This window comes from Halomonas sp. CSM-2 (assembly GCF_002119345.1).
Classification (GTDB): domain Bacteria; phylum Pseudomonadota; class Gammaproteobacteria; order Pseudomonadales; family Halomonadaceae; genus Vreelandella; species Vreelandella janggokensis.
In genome coordinates this window covers 115,477-129,998 of record NZ_NBYR01000009.1, presented here as the reverse complement: position 1 = coordinate 129,998, position 14,522 = coordinate 115,477, and the positions used below count along the sequence as shown (strand labels likewise).

At 49.8% G+C, this 14,522-nt stretch carries 12 protein-coding genes; 9 read left to right on the top strand and 3 right to left on the bottom strand.

What is annotated here, in order from left to right:
* Positions 1–10: 10 nt before the first annotated feature.
* The gene (locus tag B7L15_RS09635; protein WP_085918759.1) at positions 11–1,126 is read left to right on the top strand and encodes an enoyl-CoA hydratase/isomerase family protein; all 1,116 of its coding nucleotides are present in this window, start codon (positions 11–13) and stop codon (positions 1,124–1,126) included.
* A 52-nt stretch (positions 1,127–1,178) separates the two neighbouring features.
* A complete protein-coding gene (gene mmsB / locus B7L15_RS09630) occupies positions 1,179–2,081 on the top strand; it encodes a 3-hydroxyisobutyrate dehydrogenase (RefSeq protein ID WP_085918758.1) in 903 nt (300 codons plus the stop codon).
* A gap of 35 nt (positions 2,082–2,116) precedes the next feature.
* On the opposite strand, the gene B7L15_RS09625 is transcribed toward mmsB, so the two are convergent.
* The gene (locus tag B7L15_RS09625) at positions 2,117–2,566 is read right to left on the bottom strand and encodes an Lrp/AsnC family transcriptional regulator (RefSeq protein ID WP_085918815.1); all 450 of its coding nucleotides are present in this window, start codon (positions 2,564–2,566) and stop codon (positions 2,117–2,119) included.
* A gap of 102 nt (positions 2,567–2,668) precedes the next feature.
* On the opposite strand from B7L15_RS09625, the gene B7L15_RS09620 reads away from it, so the two are divergent.
* On the top strand, positions 2,669–3,259 hold the full coding sequence (locus B7L15_RS09620; RefSeq protein WP_085918757.1) for a LysE family translocator: 591 nt from the start codon (positions 2,669–2,671) through the stop codon (positions 3,257–3,259).
* Between the two features lie 10 nt (positions 3,260–3,269).
* Here B7L15_RS09620 and B7L15_RS09615 read toward each other — a convergent pair whose 3' ends face one another.
* Positions 3,270–4,205: a ketopantoate reductase family protein gene (locus B7L15_RS09615; protein WP_085918756.1), complete on the bottom strand. Its 936-nt coding sequence runs from the start codon at positions 4,203–4,205 to the stop codon at positions 3,270–3,272.
* Between the two features lie 279 nt (positions 4,206–4,484).
* On the opposite strand from B7L15_RS09615, the gene B7L15_RS19940 reads away from it, so the two are divergent.
* Complete coding sequence (locus B7L15_RS19940) at positions 4,485–6,176, top strand: methyl-accepting chemotaxis protein (RefSeq protein ID WP_085918755.1); 1,692 nt, start codon at positions 4,485–4,487, stop codon at positions 6,174–6,176.
* Positions 6,177–6,217: 41 nt separating this feature from the next.
* Here the strand turns inward: B7L15_RS19940 and B7L15_RS09605 are convergent, their stop codons facing one another.
* Positions 6,218–7,105, bottom strand: coding sequence for a mechanosensitive ion channel family protein (locus B7L15_RS09605; protein WP_085918754.1), 888 nt, complete (start codon positions 7,103–7,105; stop codon positions 6,218–6,220).
* Positions 7,106–7,704: 599 nt separating this feature from the next.
* Between B7L15_RS09605 and B7L15_RS09600 the strand changes: the two genes are divergently transcribed.
* The 5 genes from B7L15_RS09600 (at position 7,705) to B7L15_RS09575 (ending at position 14,327) form a co-directional block, all read left to right on the top strand.
* A complete protein-coding gene (locus tag B7L15_RS09600) occupies positions 7,705–8,895 on the top strand; it encodes a hypothetical protein (RefSeq protein WP_085918753.1) in 1,191 nt (396 codons plus the stop codon).
* A 98-nt stretch (positions 8,896–8,993) separates the two neighbouring features.
* The gene (locus tag B7L15_RS09595; protein WP_085918752.1) at positions 8,994–11,285 is read left to right on the top strand and encodes an AAA family ATPase; all 2,292 of its coding nucleotides are present in this window, start codon (positions 8,994–8,996) and stop codon (positions 11,283–11,285) included.
* Positions 11,286–11,512: 227 nt separating this feature from the next.
* Entirely contained in the window at positions 11,513–12,034 is a 522-nt protein-coding gene (locus B7L15_RS19670) for a hypothetical protein (RefSeq protein ID WP_217808011.1), read from the top strand.
* Positions 12,031–12,870, top strand: a complete 840-nt coding sequence (locus B7L15_RS09590; RefSeq protein WP_217808009.1) for a biosynthetic peptidoglycan transglycosylase — start codon at positions 12,031–12,033, stop codon at positions 12,868–12,870. Before B7L15_RS19670 ends, B7L15_RS09590 begins: the two co-directional genes overlap by 4 nt.
* 752 nt (positions 12,871–13,622) lie before the next feature.
* Positions 13,623–14,327, top strand: coding sequence for a hypothetical protein (locus B7L15_RS09575; RefSeq protein WP_085918750.1), 705 nt, complete (start codon positions 13,623–13,625; stop codon positions 14,325–14,327).
* The last annotated feature ends 195 nt before the right edge of the window (positions 14,328–14,522 follow it).

The following is a 14,522-nucleotide window of genomic DNA, read 5'->3' as shown; positions in this document are numbered from 1 at the left end:
GGAAAGTGAGATGAGTAGCGTACTGTTTACCGAACACCCCACCCAGGACGGCCACGTCATTGCGGAAATTACCCTCAATGCCGAGCGTTCGCTAAATGCCCTGACCCTGGAAATGATCGAGGAAATACTGCCGCGCCTGGCCGACTGGCAGGACGACGAGCGTGTGGTCGCCGTGCTACTCGACAGCGCAGGGGAAAAAGCCTTCTGCGCCGGTGGTGATGTGGTCAGCCTCTACAAGGCGATTAAAGGTGAGGGCGATCCCGATTTTCCGGAGCGCTTTTTCCATCATGAGTATCGTCTGGACTACGCGCTGCATACCTACCCAAAGCCGGTGATTTGCTGGGGCAATGGCATTGTCATGGGCGGCGGTATGGGGCTGCTAAGCGGCAGCAGCCATCGGGTGGTGACAGAAACCTCGCGCCTGGCGATGCCGGAAGTCACCATCGGCCTATACCCGGATGTGGGCGCAAGCTGGTTCCTGAACCGCCTGCCCAACGGCACGGGGCGCTTTCTGGCCATGACGGGCAGCCAGATCAACGCGCCGGACGCCGTCCACCTGGGCCTGGCCGACCGAGCCATCGCCAGCCACGAGCGCGACACACTGGCCAAAAAACTGACCCAAGCCCCATGGGGCGAAGGGGAGAAAACGGATACCCATGGTGTCGTCAACCGTATTCTGCGCGAGCTGGAGCAAGCGTCGCAGCCGGTGTTCGAAGAGCTGGAAGCCCCGGTTTATAAATTCTCCCCGCTGATCCGCGAGCTGATGGATCACGACACCGCTGAACAAATTGTTGCCGCTATTGCGGACGTCAAAAGCGACGACAAGTGGTTTAGCAAAGCCCAAAACACGCTGGCCCACGGCAGCCCCGTGTCCATCACGCTGATCGATGAACAGCTCAAGCGGGCCAAGTACATGTCGCTTGCCGAGGTGTTTCAGTCGGAGCTGGCGCTTTCGGTGCAGTGTTGCCGTCACCGTGAGTTCCCGGAAGGCGTGCGTGCCCTGCTGGTGGATAAAGATGGTGAACCTGACTGGACCTACCCCGATGTGGCCTCGGTTGAAGCGTCGTTCATCGATGAGCTGCTAACGCCCCCGTGGGCAACGAATCCGCTCCACGATCTTCGCTGACGTTTTACAACGTTTGGTTTACGACTGACAACCTACAACAAGGACAAATTCCATGAGCACCGTCGCATTTATCGGTTTAGGCAATATGGGCGGCCCCATGGCCGCCAACCTGGTCAAGGCAGGTTTTCAGGTGCGCGCTTTCGATCTTTCGGCAAGCGCGCTGGAAACCGCCAAATCCCAGGGCTGCGAAGTGGCAAGCTCCGCCCAGGAGGCCGTCGCTGAGGCTGACTTTGTGATCTCGATGCTGCCCGCGGGCAAGCATGTCATGGGCCTTTACGCGGAAGGCGATGCGCCGCTGTTTGATCTCATCAAGCCCAGCGCGCTGGTGATCGACTGTTCAACGATCGATGCCGATACCGCCCGAGACGTGGCGGCGTTGGGTCAGAAGAAGGGGATTGGCTTTGTCGATGCGCCGGTGTCCGGCGGTGTGGGCGGCGCCCAGGCGGGAACGCTGACGTTTATCGTGGGCGGCAGTGAGGCTCAATTCGAGCAGGCCAAGCCGGTGTTGGACGCCATGGGTAAAAATATCTTCCACGCCGGGGATCACGGTGCCGGGCAGATTGCCAAGGTGTGCAACAACATGCTGCTGTCGATTCTGATGGCGGGTACCTGTGAAGCGATCAACATGGGTGTCAAAAACGGCCTGGACCCCGCGGTGCTGTCGGAAATCATGAAGCAAAGCTCCGGTGGCAACTGGGCGCTCAATGGCTATAACCCCTACCCGGGCGTAATGGAAAATGCGCCCGCGTCGAAAGACTATCAGGGCGGTTTCCAGGTGGACTTGATGATCAAGGATCTGGGCCTGGCGATGGACGTCAGCCAGCTAAGCGCCTCGCCGGTGCCCATGGGCTCCGCCGCCCGCTCACTGTTTACCTTTCATAAAGCGGGGGGTAACGGCAAGCTCGACTTCTCGAGCCTGATGCGGTTCTATCAAGACCAAGACGGTAACGCCTAACGTGTAAGCAACCGTGATGGGCTCGTCGGCAGACCCTAGCCGCGCTCGTCCTTGGGCGAGCCCATCACAATCAGGGTAGAAATGGCGCTGACATGAGGCTGGGTGCCCAGCACCTCGGTGTGAAAGCGCTTGTAGCTGGCGAGGTCCCGGGTTTCGACGCGCAGCAGGTACTCAAACGGACCGGCGATGTTATGGCATTCCGCCACTTCATTGGCCACGGCCATCGCCCGCTCAAAACCCTCCTGAGCCGCCTTGGTATGTATTGCCAACCCCACCGTGACATACGCCACAAAGCCTCGCCCCATCGCCTCTGGCGCCGTGACTACCCGATACCCGAGGATGACCTCGTTTTTCTCGAGCTCCTGGACCCGGCGCAGGCATGCCGAGGCAGACAGATTAACGCGCTTGGCAAGTTCAACGTTGCTGAGGTTTCCATCACGCTTGAGTTCGTGCAATATTTTTCTGTCAACGGTATCTATTTTCATATTTTCTTGCGAAAAGCGATCGTGTAAATGGATATTAGGCACCAAATTGCGCATTCGAGCACGTAAAATTCTACGCACACTCACCCAAAAGAGACAGCGAGAATGAGCATATCGGTATTGGCTGCCTTAACGGCCTTTGCGTTTGTCACCACTGTGACCCCAGGGCCCAACAATTTGATGCTGATGGCTTCAGGCGCGAACTTTGGCTTCAGGAAAACCCTGCCGCATATGCTCGGTATTATGGTGGGCGTCAGCGTGATGGTGCTGGTAGTCGGGGGCGGACTCATGTCGCTTTTCGACGCCTATCCGCTGCTGAGCAAGGTGCTGCAGGCGGTATCGATTGCCTACCTGCTTTGGCTGGCCTGGAAGATCGCCAACGCCGCGCCGCTCAAGGCATCCGATGAAAAGGGCACGCCCATGACGTTCCTGCAGGCGGCTGCCTTTCAGTGGGTGAACCCCAAAGCCTGGGCAATGTGCCTTTCGGCGATCACCCTCTACGCGCCGGACAGAACCCTGCTTTCCGTGGTGATGGTGGCCTGTGTATTTGCCATGGTCAGCTTCCCCGCGATTTCGATCTGGGCCTGGCTGGGTCTGGTGGTGCGCCAGTGGCTGACCAGCCCCAAGCGCAACCGGGCGTTCAATATCACCATGGCGGTGTTGCTGGTGGGCTCGCTGTATCCGGTGCTGGCCTAGGATTTTGTACTTAGTGAGGGCTCAGGTAACTGGCCTCCAACGCCGCTAGCTCGGCATCAAGCGCTTGCAGCACCTCACATGGCAGTCCATGGTGCTTTGCACTTTCGATTAACGGCCCCAAGATCGCCCCGCGCTCGGTGGGGCGCTGGGCTTCAACATCCTGAAGCATCGAGGCCTTGTTGCCCGCGGTATTGTCCACGACCTGCCAGACCAGCGCCCGCCACGCGGCGTCGCCTTGGCCCGCGTTTGGCGACTGAATGCTCTCTGCCTGCAATATCATCGCCACTTCAGTTATCACAGATGCCACGCGGCCCGAATACTGGGCACCACGTAATTCGCCGTTGCGCACCCCATGCAGCGCCACCAGCGGATTGACCGCCGCGTTGACCGCCAGCTTCTGCCAGAGTCGGGCGCGAATATCGTTCACTGCCGTCGCCGTTAAGCCTGTTGTTGACAGTGTTTGGACCAGCGCTTCGGTCAGTGAACGATGCTGGTGGTGCAAATCGCCAATAAACGTATGCCCGCGCCCTGCGTGTACCACCTCATCACCCTCGGTGAGATAAGCGCCTTCTGTGGTGGTGGCACATAGCACAGGGCCAGGCCAGGCTTGCGTAATACGTGGCTGGGCCCAATAACCGTTTTGCCAAAGCACCAGCGGGGTAGTGGGGGGTAGGTAGTCAGCAATGCTTTCCAGTGCCGCTTCAGCGGCCATTGCCTTGGTGGTGATATGCACAAACCCAGGCGTGGGCAGATCGGCAGATGCCAATTGATCAACGGTAAGTGCGTTTAAACGCTGAACTCGCCGCTCGCCTTCTGGCGTGGTCAGCCATTGCGGCTCAGCCAGCGCCCGGCGGCCAATTAATGTGACCGCACCTATGGGCGATAGCGAATGGGCCAACAGGCGGCCAATGGCGCCAGGGCCAAGAATCCAGTGGCTCGTGATCATTGAGGTCGTTGCTCAGCAGCGGTGTTGTCGTCAAGCTTAACGTGTTCACCGCCAAGAAACGAAGGCAGGTAACGGCGTAGGGCTAATGACGAGCATCATCATTAATTGATACAGGTCATTATTTACGGGATGACAGCTTTTTTAATTCAATTTAATGCCCCTGGTGCCGATATCCATTTTAACTTCGCAAAAACCAGTATTTTATATGCTTTTTTCGAGGTACCTTCCCAGTGGCCGGATGCATTCACGTTGAATGACTCCCTCTCTTAGAGAACACAGATGCATAACCTATTGAAAAAATTAACCGTCAAGGCGAGCTTGACGGTTGTGCTAGGCCTGTTTACCACCTTGATTCTCATCGTGGCGGCACTTGGCTACAAATCCAGCATGCTGGGCGCTGGTTCGATTGATGAGCTTAACCGCATCAATGTTCAGCAGCTGAATATGCTGAATCGAGCGCAGGTCAATATTGCCGATACGCAGCTGTTTTTTCTGAACCACCTGGACGCGCTGAACGAAGGGAACGAGGCACTCGCAGAACGCTATCTTGACCAGGCAGGGCAGACCCTTGAGATGGCCCAGCAGCGTTTTGATGCCTTTTTGTCTGTGCCCAAGACAGAAACAGGCAAGCCTTACGCAGACGCGATCGAGAACGCTTTTACTCAATTGCTCTCGCGAGGCCTGATGCCTCAGCATGAAGCACTTAAGCGCAATGATGAACGAGCCTATCGAGCGGCCAAGCGCGAAGGCGACCAGCTCAATCTTGCCTATATCGAAACCAATGAAGCCTTTATTGACTATGCCACAGCACGGGGCCGTGAGCTGATGGCAGGCTACCAGTCAACCATGACGACGTCAGCATACGTGGGGATCGGCGCATTGCTGCTGGTCATCCTGAGTGTCGTCCTGGTGCGAATCGGCATGATGCGCGTGGTCATTCGCCCTCTTCAGGAAGCCGTTCACCACTTTGAGCGCATTGCCCAGGGCGATTTATCGCACAAGATCGCTGATCGTGGCCGAAACGAAATCGGCCAACTGTTCGCGGCAATGCAATACATGCAGTCAGGACTTTCTCAAACGGTGTCGAGCGTGCGTGACAGCAGCGGCTCGATTCATATTGGGGCACGGGAAATTTCAATGGGAAATGCCGACCTCTCATCACGCACGGAGCAGCAAGCCGCGTCGCTGGAAGAAACCGCTGCCAGCATGGAACAGCTCACTGCAACGGTGAAGCAAAATTCAGACAATGCACGTCAGGGCAGCAAGCTAGCGAGCGATGCGTCTGCCACCGCAGCGCGGGGTGGTGACGCGGTCGGTCAAGTTGTCGACACGATGCATAGCATCTCGGAAAGCTCCAGAAAGGTCAGCGACATCATCGGTGTGATCGACTCGATTGCCTTTCAGACCAATATTCTGGCCCTAAATGCGTCTGTCGAGGCAGCGCGTGCGGGTGAGCAAGGCCGCGGCTTTGCTGTTGTTGCCACGGAAGTTCGCAATCTTGCCAGCCGCAGCGCTGATGCCGCCAAGCAGATAAGAGGCCTCATTGAAACATCGGCAGGCCAGGTGCATCAGGGCTCTTCCCTCGTGGAAGGGGCCGGTAAGACAATGGAAGAGATCATGGCGTCCGTTAAGCGCGTTGCGGATATCATGGATGAAATTTCGGCTGCCTCCACAGAGCAAAGTGATGGCATCGAACAGGTGAATCAGGCCGTTTCACAGATGGATGAGGTAACGCAACAAAACGCCGCCTTGGTTCAGGAAGCCTCGACAGCCGCTGCTTCCCTGGAAGATCAAGCCGCCCAGCTTGAAACGGCGGTGGCTATCTTCAAACTGCAGGGTGGCGTGGCCTCTGCAGCCCTTCCGCTTCGCAAGCCGGTGGCAAGAGCAATCGCCAGCAATCCGGGGCGCCCTTCACTTGGCCAGCCTGCCAGCGCCAAAAAAGTAGCAGAACTGGAGTGGGAAGAATTTTAAGTCATCGGTTTGGATGAGGGCACCTTAACGCCTGGTAATCGTCAACTCCCGGCCACGAAGCCGGGAGTTTTTGTATAAGCAGAGTTCAAGGCGTTCGCTGTCGTGCGCAGCTGCCAATAGCGGCGCAGTACGGCATCGTTGATGGCGCGCTCCATTTCAAAGGCGCTTGGCGTGGGGCAGAAAAGCGTGACGCCAATGCGCTGCTTGCCAATGTCCGTGGTCGTCAGGGTCACGCGGGGTTGCGGATCTGCGATGTCGACGCCGCTGCGTTTTCTGATGACCTCGCTGTAGCGTTGGGCCAAGTCGGAATGTGGCGCATGCAGGGAGGCCACTTCGTCTTCAAGAGCCGGCAGTTCGGATCGCATATCCACGTCGTGCTCTAACACCACGCCGACGTCAAGATACACCCATTTCTTGAAGAAGTTCTGGTTCTGAACCGGGGTGGTCAGGAACACGCTGTTGGGCACTACGATGGTCTTGCCGGAGTATTCAAAACGGCCCACTGCGCCCCCAATTTCCTGAAGGGTCGTCGCCAGCATGGTCTCGTCGACAACCTGACCACGCAGGCTGCCGATTTCGACCCAGTCACCAATCTCGAACGGCTGGTTGACGATACGCAGCACGGTGCCCGAAAGACACAGAATCAACTCCTTGGTCGCGATAACCAAGGCCACGGCGAAAGCGGTGATGGAAAGCGCAAAGGCATGCAGGGAAGGCAGCCAGATTAACGCCAGGCCGAGTAGCGTCAGGATGACGGCCACATTGCGGATGCGGGCCAGCCACGCACGCCGGTAATCGGACAGAATCTCTTGGCGCCCGCGAATGACACGCACGGCAAGGATACGCAGCGTTATGAGAATCGCCACGAGCGCAACCGAGCTCACCAGCCGGTTGCTCAACAGCTCCAGCCAGAAGGAATCCTCAGGCATGATGGTTTGGCGCTCCTCTTGCAGATATTCGGTACATCACGATCTTGGCACAGTGATGCAAAGCCGTCGATCAGCGGCGAGCGCCACCTCTCAGTAAACGCATGGGCGACGCGCGTACCAGCGGCTAAAGCATTTAAAACCCGCAGGGCTGGGATGCACGGATGCGCAAAATATTTTGCGGCAGCGTTGAGGGAGAAAGTCCCGTGATGTGGAGCGGATCATGCGATCAAGTGCTAAGGTGGTTGAAGAAATAGCCGTTCGCTTAGCTGCTAGCCAGGATACTACCAGCTAAGCGACAACTGCTTGGGTGCCTATGTGATAGGTGCTCGAATGTATTGCTCGACGAAGATGCCGTCAGGATTTATGGGCGCGTTTTGAATAGGGTGTTTTGGTCGGCTATCGATCCAAAGCGGACATTCCTGGAAATGTAGCAGGAGCGCGAATTTTTGCTATGCGGCCTAATGGAAATTACCAGCCTAAGAAATCATAGGCTTGGGAGAATCTGGCAGGCTGCATTTGCCGGAAAAAAGTGCCAGCACGTTTATCCAATCATAGGCTGTGCAGTCTAATACTTGTTACATCGAGAGGGGCAATTGCGTATGTCGGCTCATGAAGAGCAATTCGAAAACCACGGTATCCATGACGTGATTTCTCAGCTTGAGTCGGCGTTGCAGAAAAAGAGTAGCAAAGATTTACCTGATGATGCGCTTGATAACTTAGATCGAATTCGACAAGCAACCGCATTCATTCGCGGAAGAATCGAAATAGCAAGCCCTTTATTGACTCCAAAGGCTCGCTTAGATCAGATTCAAAAATCTCTCCAAGCTAGCCTCAATGAGGTGAATCAATTTCAAAGTAATAGTAATGCCGCACATCTAGCGAATGCATCGAACCAGATTGACGCTGGGCTAAATCAGGCCGCAACTGTGATTTCACTTGAACAGCCTGAACCATCTATAAAAGCAAAAGACGCAGTCAGCTTTAAGTCTCTTGCCGAGGAAATCATTGAGTCTCTTCGTGAGAAGGCAGGGGAAATCGAGGGCCAAGCTGAGACAATCGAGTCAAAGCTACAGAAGCTTGATGCAACGTCCCAAGAGCAAAAGGCAGTACTGGAGACTTTGCAATCGACCTTGGATTCGAAGCTGCAGGAGCTAGAATCCAAATTTTCGGCGGAGCAGACAGAGCGTTCCTCGCAATTCGACTCCCACTTACAGAGGATTCAGCAGGCAGCAGATGAGAAGATTGCCTCAATATCCGAAGCTGCTGATGAAAATCTGGAGACGCTTGCTGAAAAACAAAGTGAGGCCGAGCGGATCGTGAGCCTCATCGGCAACATTGGCTTAACTGGTAACTTCAAAGGTGCCGCAACGCGGGAGAAGCAAGCTGCGGATCGCCTTCGAAGCATTGCGCTCGTATGCTTTCTGGGTATGGTCGGGGTCGTCCTGGCGACACTGTTCATTGCAGTTAAAGACGGTTTCGATCCATGGCTCGCACTGTTTCGGCTGGGTGCGGGACTTACCCTAATCATTCCTGCCGCATATGCGGCTCGCGAGTCCTCTCGACACAGGACGTTGGAGAATAAAAATCGCCGTGCTGAGCTGGAGCTAGCAAGTATTGATGCTTACCTTGAGAGTTTACCGGCGGAGAAGAGAACAGAGATAAAGGCGGCGTTGACTGACAAATTTTTTGGCCAGCCATCAGAAGATAGTAACTCGGATGAAGATAGTGTTTCGTCCAACACTCTGGCTAAGTTACTACGTGATGCCATAAATGAGTTGGGTAAGCGTTGATTTACCAAATCCATGCAGCCAACGCTCGTGCCCCACGCGGCTGATTACCGGCGTTATACGCCTACTGAACACTACGCGAATTTTAGATCAGGGGTTTTATGTCAATAAAAAATATTCCAAAACTAAAGCAGTTCGGTATCTTTCAGAATCATATAAACGCTAATGCTAAAGATTTTGGAAAGTACAACCTATTTTATGGTTGGAACGGAAGCGGTAAGTCTACGCTTTCAGCCGTTTTTCGTTGTATCGAAAATAAAGCTAATCCAGTTAAGTTCCCTTCATCTGAATTTACGATAACCGTGGATGGTGGAACGGCGATTACACAAGCAAACATCACCGAAGCAGACCTTAATGTCTACACCTTCAATCAAGACTTCATTGACGAAAACATTTCATGGGATAGCATAGTCAAAAGTATTTTGCTTGTAGACAAAACGAAGATTGAAGAACGCAAAAGATTGGAAGAACTGCAGGAAAAGCAAAAGATAGATTCGGAAGCGTATGTCAAAAAATCAGAAAAAATTAAGAAGCTTACGGACGCCGTATCAAAATTTGGAACTGATAGCGCGAGGCACATTAAAACTAGCCTTCAGTCCATTGATACGACTGACCGCTACTACCTTAATTATGATAAACGTAAGTTTGAAGGTTTTATTGCCAATAATCTTGAAGCCATGAAGACAGGTGATCCGCTTCTTGATGAAGGTAAAATTATCGAGCTAACAAATGCGGCTAAGCCTGACCAAAAGAACCCTGTTTCCTTCACACAACAGACTGTTAATCAGGCAACTTTCATCAAAGCAAAAGAACGACTTGATGATCTTTTAAATACCAGTGTGGTCAGCAAAACCATTCAACGACTTGTGGAAAATAGTGATATAAAGTCTTGGGTGGAAACTGGTCTTTATCTTCATAAGCGCCACGATAAAAATGAGTGTGAATTTTGTGGCAATACCATTACCGAAGAACGGAGCAAACAACTTGAAGCTCATTTCAATGACGACTACAAAGCCTTTCAGGACAGACTTATAAAAGCTGATGATTGGCTTGCCAATCAATACATTCAAGCCCCTGTACTGCCAGCAGAAAGCGACTTTTACGAAGAGTTCAAAAAAGAGTACAGCGAAGCCTGTACAGCTTTGGAGGAGGCTATAACAAGCCTGAACGAAGAAATATCTGCTTGGCACACCATCCTGAAGGAAAAGACCAGAAATCCGCTTGAAATTGGTCTTACGATCGAAGTCATTAATGAATCTTCGGTAAAAGCTTTTAACGACGCCATGACAGCGATTGGCGCAACTGTTGGTAAGCACAACCACAAATCGGGAAACTTCAAAGAAGAAACAGACAAAGCCAAGAAGCAGCTTGAACTACACTATGCAACCACAGAAGTTAAATCTTTCTATTACCACGAAAAGAAAAAGGAAGTGGTTGATCGCACAGCCGAAAATGATAAATTGAAAGCAGCTATAAATGGCCGCGCTAGTGAGATCCAAAGTCTTGAAGATTCACTATCAAATGAGAGCTTAGGGGCTGATAAGTTTAACGAATCACTTCACAAGTTTCTTGGTCGTAGCGAGTTAACTCTTCGTTTCAGTCCGATGAAAAAAGGTTATGAAATACTGCGTAACGATTCTGACCCAGTTGACGGAAATTTAAGCGAAGGTGAAAAGACGGCTATCGCGTTTGTTTACTTTATTACTAAGCTAAAGGAAAATGACAATAATATTGAAGATACAATTGTTGTTGTGGATGACCCTATTTCAAGTTTCGACTCAAATCACCTTTTTCACGCATATTCATTTATGAAAATTAATTGCGAGAAGGCAAAGCAACTATTTGTTCTGACCCACAATTTTACGTTCTTCAAACTGGTGCGCGATTGGATCTCAAGAAAGAACAAGCGTGACAATCAAAATATTGCAAATTTCTATGTAGTAAAAGCGAACAACGAAAGACCAAGAGCTTCAACATATGCGGACGCTGAACCAGCATTGACGCTCTATAATTCGGAATATCACTACATATTTTCACGGCTGCACTCGTTGAAGAACCAGCAAGTCCTTGAAACTGATGATTACTTTCTTGCAGCAAATCTATCCCGTAAACTACTGGAAGCCTTCCTATCCTTCAAGTTTCCCAAAAATCGTGGCAACTTTTCCAATCTATTCAATACAGCTGTTTCATCCAGTGCGAACCCAGAAGATGAAGGAAAAGAGAAGATAAGGAAGTTTATCAACGAGTATTCACATAATGACCTTATCGAGACAAATGAAGACTTCGTTGAAAACCTGATTGGTGAAGGTGTCTCTGTTGTTTCTGATATTTTTGATTGGATTAATGAACTGGACGAAAAACACTATCAAGAAATGGTGGATGTTGTATCCTGATTCAGAATGAATCGTATAACAAGTCGCTGCTGTCGGACAAATTTTCCGCAGAGCGCGGCGTGGTGTCATATCAGCAATACTTTAAAGACCGCTCCTGGCCGAGTGCATAGCTTCAAGCTACGCTGATAGTGGAGCGGCAGTTGACGACCCAAAGCGGACATGCTGATAAGTCAATCGAATGGTATTGAGCTACCTTACATTTTTTAAGCTTTATAAAGGAAAGGAAATTGATAGAAGAAGATTATAAAAAAGGTTGGCGACAGCACTTTCCCACTTATCACTTCGAAAAACGTGATATCGCTTTAGAAGAATATAAAGTTGCAGCTAAAAATCTAGAGTCAGAGGAGCGTGTTTTTCTTAACGCCTCAAATGTGTCTCTCGTTTCATCGGCGGCTTTGGGGTCGTTGCTAGTTGGTTCCTCAGACCGATTGGCTTCAGTATTTGAAGATATAATACCACCCTATGTCATCTCCATGATTTCACTATTAATAATATTAGGGTTTTCGTTCGTCACTCTTAAGTATTTTTCTGATCGACAAAGATCCATAGTTTTTTCAGGAAGGAAGGTTATTATTTTAAGACGAATGCTTGGGCTCAGTTATGGAAGAGTGCAACTGCTACTACCTAATTGGAGAGTTGAGGGCGCTGACCAACCATTAGCTGTTCGTTTATTCCCGGGGTGGTTTACTTATGTTGCTTACCCGTTTTGGATCGTTTCAATTATTTCAACCTCAGTAGTGTTTTTTTGATCGCTTATATGGTTAAGCAGAATCAAAATTTTTTTGAATACATCCCTGCAGGCGCGTTTATAGCTTGCTGTGCCGTAGTTTGGTTTTTCGCTACAATGCTAGTTTATAGAATTTCTTTACTAGATGTGCATGAGACGTCTAGGCTGCTTTTTTATAGGCTCTTGGCTAAGGTTATTGGCTTAGCTCTCGTTGAAAATATTGAATATATAATTTATCGAGCAAAACTTTCTTTTCATGAAACGGATAGACTAGAAATCAACACCCAAGAAATTAAAAAATTTCTCATTTTCATTGAGGACAGACAATTCTACAGTCATAACGGAATTAACTATAGGTCAATTGCCCGGGGGATTCTCAGCCTGATTAAAATAAAACCTAGATCTGGAGGTTCAACAATCGTGCAGCAGGTAATAAGAACACTGTTTATTTCAGATTTACAAAAAACTTATCGCAGAAAGTTTATAGAGCTTTCTTTGGCTCCATGGCTAACGAATACTTTTTCTAAGGATACCATATTAAACATATATATTTCTGCTGTTCGTTTTGAGAGAGGCTGTTTCGGTATCGTGGAGGCAATGGAATACTTCTGGTGCAAAGTAGAGAAAAACCCCAATAATGCCCAAGCTTTTTTTCTTATTGAAAGGGTTAGTAATGTACGCTCACGGTTATTAGTACCTAAAATTTTAGAAACTGCCAAGTCCGCAAAAAATAAAGGCTTGATGGATGAGTCTGATTTGCACGACTTGATTTTTCTATATGAGGAAGCGGTAAGCAACAATAAGATTATAGCCTCAAGCGATCAATTAAAAGTATTACGGGATTCGCTGCGAGGCTAATTAAATACATTTAATTCAATTCAAAAACTGCTTTTCAGTTCTAAAATGCCGGAAAAATATTACGCAACAATAACCTGCAAGGCCGCTTCTAGACGGATAAGAAATGTTAGATATATGCTAATGGATATAGTGTAACAGTTCGCTATCCGATGTGGTTATTGCGCCAGGACTGAAACTTAATTCTTCACTGTTCGCCACTAGATAGAAAAGGAGAGAAAAAATGCCACGTTACTACGCGAATCAGAATACGGACGAGAATGGAAATCACGAAGTCCATACGACTGGATGTTCCCATCCCCCAGCCGACCACAACCGTGTACCTTTGGGTATCCATGCTTCCTGTGGACCGGCGACAGCGGCTGCACGTACGAGGTTTGGCGGAAGAGTTGATGGATGCAGGTGGTGCTGCCCGGCATGTCATCGAGGCCGTTGATCGTCCGCTCTTGGCCGGGTGCGGTGGCTCAAGATACTCTGATGGTGGTGCGGCAGTTTCTAACAAGTAGTTGCAGTACGTTCCGGCCTTGCCGGCCCTCCACCGGACCGGTTTTCCGTTGCACTCCAAACCGGCCGCTGAACATTGGCGGTATGCGTAAAGCTTTGACTTCACACCAGATAGTTAATAAAGTTTGCTTGAGCCTATAGCTTAATATGGTAGAGCAGTCGCGTCTGACGCGAAAGGTGCTGGTTCAATTCCAGCTGGGCAAAGGGTATTTAATTAAATATCCTTTGCCTAGTTGAAGTTGGAGATATGAATGTCCCCACAAGAAATAGAGCAAATTTTCGATGCTCAGTGTGATAATGTTCGTGAGCTAAAAAGTGCATGGACACACGTCAATAAAACAATTAATCAAGCTTTAAAAGAAGACAACGCTAAACAACTAGCATTTCAAACGAGAATACTAGGTCTTATTTTTTGTGCGTATTCTGAAGCTACTTTCCTCAAACTCATCCATACAAACAAAAAATTTTCCAGCGACGAAGTTAAAAAAATTAAAGTATCTGCTAAGCAAAGTATTGTCGAGGGTTGGAAAAAGTGTTTGGAATTAGCTCTTCGAAAAGTAGATGCAAAAAAGTCAAATCACGTGCCGAATGTACATCAGAGAACATTATCACTTATTAAAGATTATATCGAGGAGCCGAGCTTAATTCGAAATAAAATTGCCCATGGACAATGGCACACTGCTCTAAATCGGAAGAATACAAAAATAAACCAAGATCTAACAGATAAAATTCAAAACCTTACTGTAATTGACTTGACAAAATATCGCGCTGCATTTGATAGTTTGATTGCCATAATTGAAGACATTATTGAGTCGCCTAATCATGCCCACTGGAAGTTCTATTGGGATCATGTCGCTCAGTTCGAGCAAGAGCAGAAGAAAATGTCCGGTCATACTATTGAAGCTAAAAGAGCACTACTTAAGAAAAAGGCTGAATACCACAAAATTTATGCATAACAAACTGTTTAAGAGTGATTCCAGCGCGTGGCATTTTTACTATGCGTTGCGTCTAGTGTTTAAGGTGGTTTTCGGAGGCTTCGGTATTGCGTTGCTCACTCCTTAACAGGGCATTGAAGCGCTATATCAATGGCTCCTAAAAGGCCGCTCATGGCCGGACAACGACGGCCCGAAATAGGCCGTCGTTCATCCTCA

Coding starts and splice junctions, on each gene's coding strand:
- B7L15_RS09615 (WP_085918756.1), bottom strand. CDS start 4,205: ATGATCACGAGCCACTGGATTCTTGGCCCTGGCGCCATTGGCCGCCTG.
- B7L15_RS09600 (WP_085918753.1), top strand. CDS start 7,705: ATGTCGGCTCATGAAGAGCAATTCGAAAACCACGGTATCCATGACGTG.
- B7L15_RS09605 (WP_085918754.1), bottom strand. CDS start 7,105: ATGCCTGAGGATTCCTTCTGGCTGGAGCTGTTGAGCAACCGGCTGGTG.
- B7L15_RS09635 (WP_085918759.1), top strand. CDS start 11: ATGAGTAGCGTACTGTTTACCGAACACCCCACCCAGGACGGCCACGTC.
- B7L15_RS09575 (WP_085918750.1), top strand. CDS start 13,623: ATGTCCCCACAAGAAATAGAGCAAATTTTCGATGCTCAGTGTGATAAT.
- mmsB (WP_085918758.1), top strand. CDS start 1,179: ATGAGCACCGTCGCATTTATCGGTTTAGGCAATATGGGCGGCCCCATG.
- B7L15_RS09625 (WP_085918815.1), bottom strand. CDS start 2,566: ATGAAAATAGATACCGTTGACAGAAAAATATTGCACGAACTCAAGCGT.
- B7L15_RS19940 (WP_085918755.1), top strand. CDS start 4,485: ATGCATAACCTATTGAAAAAATTAACCGTCAAGGCGAGCTTGACGGTT.
- B7L15_RS09620 (WP_085918757.1), top strand. CDS start 2,669: ATGAGCATATCGGTATTGGCTGCCTTAACGGCCTTTGCGTTTGTCACC.
- B7L15_RS09595 (WP_085918752.1), top strand. CDS start 8,994: ATGTCAATAAAAAATATTCCAAAACTAAAGCAGTTCGGTATCTTTCAG.